Below are 6,249 nucleotides of genomic sequence, written 5' to 3'. Positions count from 1 at the left end.
GCCCACCCCTGGACGTCCACCCCAACCGGCGAACAGGTGCAGTTCAAAGCCCGGACGCACCAACACCACTGCCGTCCCGTCCAGGTGGGCCAACGTGACGTCGGGCGAAGTCCCCTCCCCCTTGCCTCCGTCGTGAACAGCGGACACCGCGAGCGTGTAACGTCCGGTTTGCCTCGGCTGGCCGAAGAGGACGTGTTCCAGGTCTACCTCTGCCTCCGCACCCAGCAAGCGTGCGCCAAGGACATCCGAGGCGAAGGCTTCCACGTAGAGCGGTCCAAGCGTTCCCGTGAGGAAGCCACCAGCCGGGTGGTAATCCGGATTGCTCCGGTTGGAGTAGCGCCGCACCAGGTGCGCGGACAGAAGGCTGTAGCTGTCCAGGGCCCCCACCCACACACCCCATGGGGCCTCGTCCGACCCCCACTTGAAGGCGCGCACTACCTGTCCCCAGTCCGAAAGACTGTCCCAATCCTCCTTCCGGATGAGTCCCGCGTCATTCCCGCCTCCCCACAGTCGCAACCGCACGGGAGCGCCCAGGTTGACGCCAAACTCCGCCCCACCGTCCACCACCACGGTGGGAACCACTTGCGCGAAGCCTTCGTGCTCCGCGGCGCCATTTCGATGCAGGGCCAGCGTCGTCCCTTCGAGCCGCGTCAGGTAATGCCAGTCATCCCCTGAATCCAGCGGAGTCTCTGCCTTCGCCGCCCAAACCATTCCAGGCCATGCCAACAACCATGACACCGCGACCCAGCATCCCCACATGGACGTCCCTGTCTCCCGTGACAGCCTTCACACAGCTACGGAAGACAAGGACCAACAGAGCGGTCTGACCTGACGGCTGATTCGCCACACGCCCTACGGCGTGTCCTGCCCCATCCGATACACGAACTCCGTGCGCATGAAGAGGTAGAGCACTTCATCGTTGCCCATCCTCACCACGAAGAAGCATGCTCCCAGGAAATCTTCGTCCGTGAGTCCCCTGAAGATGCGGCGGGCGGCCAATGCCGTAAGGCGGGCTGCTGGCTCACTCCTTCCGGAGGGATGCGATCGTCTTCAAGACGTTCCAGAGTCCGAAGAACGCGGGTCCAGCTTCGACCTCGAACTCGATGTCCTCGGCGTCGCGGCGCTGGAGCCGGAGCCGACTCAGGGACAGCTTGCCGCCGACTCCGGATGAGAACGCGGCATGGACATGCGCAGTGTCCGTCGTGGCGTTCTCCAGGTCGGACCAGGGCATGGACTGAAGCCCTGACTCCCGTCCCATCACGATGCGGTCCGTGGTGATGAGCATCCAGTGAGCAGGACCTCCGAAGTGCGCGATGACGGGCAGTTCGTCCGCGTTCAACGCCGCGCGCTCCAGCAGGTGCGCCCGTGAATCCACGGGAAGATTGTCGAACGCGCGTGTCCGCGGTCCCTCTCCGCCAGTCTGGGCGAAGACAATGAGGAGCCGTCGGAGTCTGGATTCAGCGCTGAGTTTCATGCTGTCGCCCACTGGCTTCGAGTGACTGGGTTACAGCGCCGCCCCCGTCCACAGCTTCGCGGCGTGGCCCAGGGCTCCCAGCCCCGCCACCAGCACGCTGTACTCCACCAGCGTGCGCGTATCGCCCTCCTCCGGTGCGGGCGAAGCAAAGGCCCGGTACGCCGCCGCCGCGCCGATGAGCAACAGCAGGCTCTCCCCGGTGAGGAACCACGTGGCGCCCAGCACCGCCACCGCCATCCACCGCTGCTTGCGCGCCAGCGCCCGGAACCCGCGCCCACCGTCCAACTGCCACACCGGCAACAGGTTGAACAGATTGAGCCACGCCGCCGCGTGCGCGATGGCGCCCAATCCCTTCCATCCCGTGACGAGCGCCGCGACCATCGCCGCCACCGCCGCCGCGCTGCCCCAGATGGGCCCCGCCAATCCCACGCGCGCGTCCTCACGCCCATCCACCGGCGACTGCTTCAGGCGCACGAACGCGCCCAACCCCGGGATGAACATGGGCGCGCTCGCCTGCATGCCGAAGTTCCGCAGCGCCGCCACGTGCCCCATCTCATGCACGTAGATGCACGCCACCAGCCCCAGCGCGAACGGCCAGCCCCACGCCGTCCAATACACACCCGCCGCCAGCGCCATGGAGAACACCGTGCTCGCCTTCGTCAGCCCGAGCAGCAGCAACTTCCCCTTGCCCAAGAACAGCACCAGCACGAACTTGAACTTCCACAGCAGCAGCCCCAGCGCGCCCATGCTGGCGAGCACCTTGGGCATCCCTGAACGACGTCGCCCCGCTTCCGCCAGGGGCACCTTCAGGCCCAGCGCATCCACCTGCTGGCTCAAGCCCTCCACCCGCGCCAGCACCTGCGCGTGCTGCGCCGTTCCTTGCGGCAACAGGTCCAACGCCTGACGCCACAGCGACAGCGCCTCCGTCGGCGCACCCCGGTCCGCCGCGGCCTGCGCGTCCGCCGCGAGCTGCTTCAACGTCTGCCCATGCACCAGCTTCCGGCACGACGGACACGTGAGCAGCCGGGGTGCGAGCTCCGAACCACACCCCTCGCAGCGCTGCGTGACAGGGATTGCGAGCGCTTCAGCCAACGGACTGCTCCTGCCGCTCGGGCGCCGCTTCCTCAGATGCCGGGGCGGCTTCGGCCAGCCGGAACGGGCCGGCGATGTTCAGCTCGGCGCGCTTGTTGCGGCGCCAGGCCTCGTACAGCGCGAACCCGTAGATGAGCCCGGACAGGGGGCTGTTGATGCCCACGAGCACGGGCGCCGCCACGGTGATGAATCCCGCGACGATGACGTTGCCCGACGAAGACAGCGCCTCCTCGTCCGAGGGGGCCTCGCCAGTCGCCGCCTCCACGCTTTGCGTGGTGAGTTCCTTGTAGATATCCGGCGCGAGCGAGCCCGCCACCGACAGGTACGTCAGCAGGATCGCGAGCACCTGGTAGCCAGCGCCACCGCGCCCCGCGGAGCCCTTGAACACGGCGGTGCCCACCATCCACCCCACCAGCACCGCGATGAGGCCGATGTTGTAGCCCGTCAGGCTCACGCCGTAATACACCGCCGCCCCGGCGATGCCGGCACCAATGCCAAACACCGTCGCCGTCAGGAAGCGCTTCGACTTCGAGCCTCCCACCATCGACGCCGCCACCGTGTCCCGGCACTCCGGGCACAGCAGGTGGCTGTTCACCTCGAAGTAGGTGCGGGTGATGGCACGCTGACAGGCGGTGCACCGGGGCGCGGGAGGCGGCTCGGTGAACTCGGCACGGTCGAACTGCAAAGGCGCATCGGTGGAGGCCGGCGGAGAAACAGGCTGGGTCATGGGCGCGCCCAAGCTATCACCCGGGGCCAACGTCTGTCTTTTCAGCCCTGTCGCAAGGCCGCGTGTCTGGCCGCCTGCACCAACGCGAGCAGGTCTCCCGCCGTCCCCACGCCCAACGCGGCCGGCGTCGCGCGCTCGGGTGAGAACAACCGCGCGGGCGTACTCGTCCGGCCCCGCAGCAGCACGAAGAGGCGCAGCGCGTCCCGCAGGGCCTCCACCTCCGGCCCCTCCTCACTCCGAGCCCGGTGCGCCGCCCGCTCCAGCCGCGCCCACGCCGTCTCCTCGCTCCACGCTCCCGACGGACGCGCTCGCGACAGATCCGCCAGCGCCGCCGCCGCCTCCAGGACTCCCGCGCGCCCTTCCGAGAAGGCGTCCCCGGACTCCAGCCGCAGCTCCGGCCTCGCGGTGCGCTCCGCTCGCCACGACAGCAGCCCGGGCAGCTCCGACTCGCGCGGCACCACCGGCGTCAGCTCCGCCTCCAGCACCGCGCGCACCCGCACCCTCGCCACGTCGTGCCAGAAGGCCGCGTGCAACAGCAGCTCCGGTCCGCTGCGCGGCACCCGCATGGGGGCTCGGCGCATCCTTCGCTGGAGGAAGTCCCGGATGCCGCCCCGCGTGTCGTAGCGCTCCAGCCGCTCCCACAGCGCCACCAGCGAGGCGGCGCCCAGCGGCAGCGCCCGGGCCAGTTCGCGCGCTTCATCCTCGGTAAACGACTGCGCGCCCTCCGACACGGGACGCTTGAAGACCCGCTCGAACACCTCGCCCGCGGCGCACGCGGCCCGCAGCTCTGGAAGGTTTCGCGGCAGCAGCTCCACCGCCTGGGCCCACACGCGGCCCCCGAGCAGCGGGCCCGCGTCCAGCACCTCGTTCTCCAGGAGCAGCAGCGCTTCACCCAGCGTGTCAGGCCCGCCGTCCTTCGCCGACAACCTGCGCCGGGCCGCGCGGTCCACCGCTTCGCGCAGGCGGAACACGTCCAGCATCAACTTCACGGGCCCCGTGTCGCGCGGCCAGCCTTCCGCCTCCGAGCGCCGCTTCACCGCCTGGAGCGCCGCGTCCACCTCCGGCTGCACCGCGGCCACCTCCCGCAGCAGCTCGAAGTGGTTGCGCAGCCGGTCCTTCCAGAAGAAGGACTCCAGGATGCCCTTCAGCGCACGGTAGCGGAGGCGCGTGGCCTCCAGGAGGTCCGCTCGGTCCTCCAGCCGCGCTCTCAGGTCATCCGGACGGGTCGCCACGCCCCCATCATAAGGAGACCCCACGCCGGGCGCAGGCCGTTCCATGGCGCGGAGCGTCGGACGTGGAACGGTGCGGTGGAGGCGACGTGGGAAGGTGGACGCCGGCCCTGCTCAAACGCGCATGGGCATGACCACGGCCGTGAAGCTGCGGTCGCCGGGACCGTGCAGCACGCCTGGGCTGTGCTCGTCGCCCAGCTCGAAGCTGACCTCGTCCGTGTCGGTGACGCCCAGCACGTCCATCAGGTAGCGCGCGTTGAAGCCGATGGTGATGTCGTTGCCCTGGTAGTCCACGTCCAGCGCGTCGCGCGCCTCGCCCAGGTCCGGGTTGCTGGCGGTGATGAGCAGCTTGCCCTTCTCCAGCCCGATGCGGATCGCGTTGCTCTTGTCCGCCGACAACAGCGCGATGCGCTTGAGGCCTTCCAAGAGGCGCGTCTTCGGCACGAGGACGACCTTCTCGCCCTCCTTCGGGATGACGCGCTGGTACTCCGGGAACTGCCCGTCGATGAGGCGCATCACCATGGTGAGGCCCGGCTTCTTGAACAGCGCCGAGTTCTCCGCGAAGCCCAGGTGGCACTCGGCGTCCGGCGCCTCATCCAGCAGGCGCTTGAGCTCCATCAGGCCCTTGCGCGGGATGATGACGCCGCTCTTGAGCTTGAAGTCGCCCTTCATCTCGCGCTCGATGAGCGACAGGCGGTGACCGTCGGTGGCCACCATGCGCACCTTGCCGCTCGCCTGGGGCTCGAAGAAGACGCCGTTGAGGATGTAGCGCGTCTCGTCGCTGGAGATGGCGAACTGGGTCTTCTTGATCATCTCCAGGAGGACGTTGCCGGAGATCTGCACCAGCGGCGCGTTCTCCTCCTTGGGCAGCTTCGGGTACTCCTCGGCCGCCATGCCGACGATCTTGAAGTGCGCGGAGCCGGAGCTGATGTCGACGTAGTTGTTGGCCAGCTTCTTGAGCGTCACCTCCGCGTCCGGGAGGTTCTGCACGATGTCGAAGACGTACTTCGCGCTCAGCGTGACGGCGCCCGGCTTGGACACGTCCGCCGAGTGCTCCGACACCACGCCGATGTCCAGGTCGAAGGCCGTGACGGTGACGCTGCCCTTGTTCGCCGTGAGCAGCACGTTGGCGAGGATGGGCATCGTCGTCTTGCGCTCCACGATGCCCTGGGCGCGATAGAGGGCCTTCTTCAGCTCGTCGGAGGCGATGCGGAATTCCATCGTGGGCGTCCTTACAGGTCACGGCCCGGAAGGCCGATTGCGCGGGGCGGGTGTACAACGAACGCCATAGGGCTTCCACCGTCTTGGAAGCCCCGGTGTCCGGGCCCCGGCGACTGCCCGGATGTCCAGGTGGGATACACCGGGAATACCCGCGCCACCCTGGTCGGCGGGCGCCCGGCCGGGCAGAGTGGACCTGACCGCGTCTCCCGGACGTTGAAAGGCGGTAGGCAGGGCCTTCAGGGCCCCGTCACCGTATCGATGTCCTGGAATGCGGCCCGGCGGCGAAGGACACTGCCGCCCTCTTGAACGGAGTCGTCATGAACGTCCGCTCCCTGCTGCTCTCCGCCGTGCTCGTGCTCGGCCCCGTGGCATGCAGCAAGCCGCCCTTCACGCCGAAGACGGGCCCCAGGGACGGCTCGCGCAGGGCCGCCACCGCCTTGCGTCCCCGCTGGCGCAGGCCCATGGCGAGCGCCACCGACATCGTCGTCTTGCCCTCGCCAGGAGGC

General features: G+C 68.8%; 7 protein-coding genes and 1 pseudogene. All 8 read right to left on the bottom strand.

Features of this window, described 5'->3' with window-relative positions:
• Positions 1–711 (bottom strand): annotated as a pseudogene (locus D7V88_RS37915) (hypothetical protein); the annotation flags it as partial.
• 141 nt (positions 712–852) lie between these two features.
• A complete protein-coding gene (locus D7V88_RS43330) occupies positions 853–999 on the bottom strand; it encodes a hypothetical protein (protein WP_158625249.1) in 147 nt (48 codons plus the stop codon).
• A gap of 22 nt (positions 1,000–1,021) precedes the next feature.
• The gene (locus tag D7V88_RS37910; RefSeq protein ID WP_120545426.1) at positions 1,022–1,375 is read right to left on the bottom strand and encodes a hypothetical protein; all 354 of its coding nucleotides are present in this window, start codon (positions 1,373–1,375) and stop codon (positions 1,022–1,024) included.
• A gap of 129 nt (positions 1,376–1,504) precedes the next feature.
• Positions 1,505–2,566 (bottom strand): site-2 protease family protein, encoded by a 1,062-nt coding sequence (locus D7V88_RS37905; RefSeq protein WP_120545425.1) that lies wholly within the window; start codon positions 2,564–2,566, stop codon positions 1,505–1,507.
• Entirely contained in the window at positions 2,559–3,293 is a 735-nt protein-coding gene (locus tag D7V88_RS37900; RefSeq protein ID WP_147449045.1) for a hypothetical protein, read from the bottom strand. The genes D7V88_RS37905 and D7V88_RS37900 overlap by 8 nt, the downstream gene beginning before the upstream one ends.
• 41 nt (positions 3,294–3,334) lie before the next feature.
• Entirely contained in the window at positions 3,335–4,525 is a 1,191-nt protein-coding gene (locus tag D7V88_RS37895; protein WP_244238613.1) for a hypothetical protein, read from the bottom strand.
• A gap of 111 nt (positions 4,526–4,636) precedes the next feature.
• The gene (gene dnaN / locus D7V88_RS37890; RefSeq protein ID WP_120537956.1) at positions 4,637–5,743 is read right to left on the bottom strand and encodes a DNA polymerase III subunit beta; all 1,107 of its coding nucleotides are present in this window, start codon (positions 5,741–5,743) and stop codon (positions 4,637–4,639) included.
• Between the two features lie 247 nt (positions 5,744–5,990).
• Positions 5,991–6,249 (bottom strand): formate--tetrahydrofolate ligase (locus tag D7V88_RS45720; protein WP_244238612.1); only part of this gene is annotated, 259 nt, incomplete at its 5' end.

This window comes from Corallococcus terminator (assembly GCF_003611635.1).
Taxonomy (GTDB): Bacteria; Myxococcota; Myxococcia; order Myxococcales; family Myxococcaceae; genus Corallococcus; species Corallococcus terminator.
Note: the sequence above shows the minus strand (reverse complement) of the source record. Positions and strands in the feature narration are given on the sequence as shown.